Origin of the sequence: Ilumatobacter sp., assembly GCF_041688325.1 — a bacterium.
GTDB lineage: Bacteria > Actinomycetota > Acidimicrobiia > Acidimicrobiales > Ilumatobacteraceae > Ilumatobacter_A.
The window spans coordinates 1-1,639 of the sequence record NZ_JBDNIJ010000049.1 but is presented as its reverse complement, the minus strand read 5'-3'; the positions used below and the strand labels follow the sequence as shown (position 1 = coordinate 1,639).

2 protein-coding genes are annotated in these 1,639 nt (G+C 63.8%); both read right to left on the bottom strand.

All coding sequences use genetic code 11. From position 1 onward, the window contains the following. On the bottom strand, window positions 1-1,110 hold a 1,110-nt coding region (locus ACH2EI_RS03695), incomplete at its 3' end, for an AMP-binding protein (RefSeq protein ID WP_395159168.1). Window positions 1,111-1,129: 19 nt separating this feature from the next. Further along, window positions 1,130-1,639 (bottom strand): LLM class flavin-dependent oxidoreductase (locus tag ACH2EI_RS03690; RefSeq protein WP_395159166.1); only part of this gene is annotated, 510 nt, incomplete at its 5' end.

Below are 1,639 nucleotides of genomic sequence, written 5' to 3'. Positions count from 1 at the left end.
GAGTTGGAACTGGGCGGTCTGACGATTCGGATCGCTCACTGACTCGGAGGTCGTCGTGTTTGTCGCCATGCCGATCGCTTCGCTCGATCCGAGCGCGTCGACCATGATCAACCGATCGTTGTGGCGGAGCAGGCCGTCCTTCGTTTCTTTCGACCACATCACGCCGGACGACACGATGACGCGGAGCGACGAGATGTCCCAACGATCAGGCTCGGCCTCGAGGGCTCTGAGGATCGGCTTGGCGAAAGCATCACCGACGATCGAGGACGAGTTGATGTCGTACTGCTCGACTGAATCGAGGAACTCCTCAGCGCTGAAACTGCGGCCCACCGTGGTGGTGATGCTGCCGCCGACCATCAGGTTGCTGATCGCATTGAACAGGCCGGTGCCGTGCATCAGTGGTGCACCCGGCATGTTGCGCGGGCCGGGCCTGGTGGCGCGAGCGTCGACCGCGTTGAGGTCCTGTTCGGGCGGAAGCCGCATGCGATTGTTGGCGTCGAGCACGCCGAACAAGTCGTCTTGACGCCACATGACGCCTTTCGGCATGCCGGTGGTGCCGCCGGTGTACAGAAGGAGCAGGTGGTCGCCGGATCGGCCCCAGGCACCCGAGACGTTCTCGTCGGTTCCGGCAATCGCAGCGGCTTCGTACGGTGTTGCCCAGTCCGGGCATGGTCCAGCGTCGTCATCGACCCACAGCCAGGTCGTGATGCGTGGCACGCGATCGCGAATGGCTTCGATTTGATCGGCGAAGGTTCCGTGGAAGACAACGGTGGTGACGTCGCCGTTGTCCCACAGGTAGACCAGTTCGTCAGCGGCATAGCGGTAGTTGGTGTTGACCGTGGCGAAGCCGGCCTTAAACGCCGCGAATGTCGACTCAAGGTATTCGGGGCAGTTGTAGAGGTACTGGGCGACCTTGTCCTGTTCAGCGGCTCCGGGAATCGCGAGCATCGCCGTGGCAACGCCATTGGCGCGCCGGTTCATTTCAGTCCAGCTGATCTGGCGAGCGCCCTGCTGCTGGGCGAGTGCATCGCCGAGCCCACTGGCGATCGTCTCCCAGACGTCGGCGAGATTCCATCCCGTTTCGGTGGGGCTTACGTCCGTTGTCGTCACGACGAAGGACGGTAGCCACCTAGCTCGGCGGTCCCTGCATTAGCCGGTCGTATGCGGCCGTCACCGGGGAGTGTTCGGAGATCGCACCCCACATCGATTCGATCCACCAGGTGGCTCCGGCATCTTTGTACGCGCTCGGCGAATGCTCGGTCCCCTGGCCCTCGACGACGATGTCGAAGTCGCCGCCGGTATTGGGGTGCGCAGCAATTTCGGCGCCCAGCGTGGCGATCTCTTCGAGCGTCGGCTGGCGGACGCCCATTTCGGTCGACGAGTCGATCACCTGCGGGATAATCCCGTCCCAGCTGAGCGCCCGCCGCATCGACTTCGGTCGACCGAGGGCTCCAACGCACCAGATGGGGACGCGCGGCTGCTGGACGGTGTGGCCGATTGTCGGGAACTCGGTGGACCGCACCGTGTAGTGGGTGCCTGCGTACTCGAAGGGCTGGCCCCGCCAGAGACCGCACATGACGTCGAGACACTCGTCCATCAGTTCCGCGCGCACCTTGCGGTTGCACTCCTCACCGAAGGT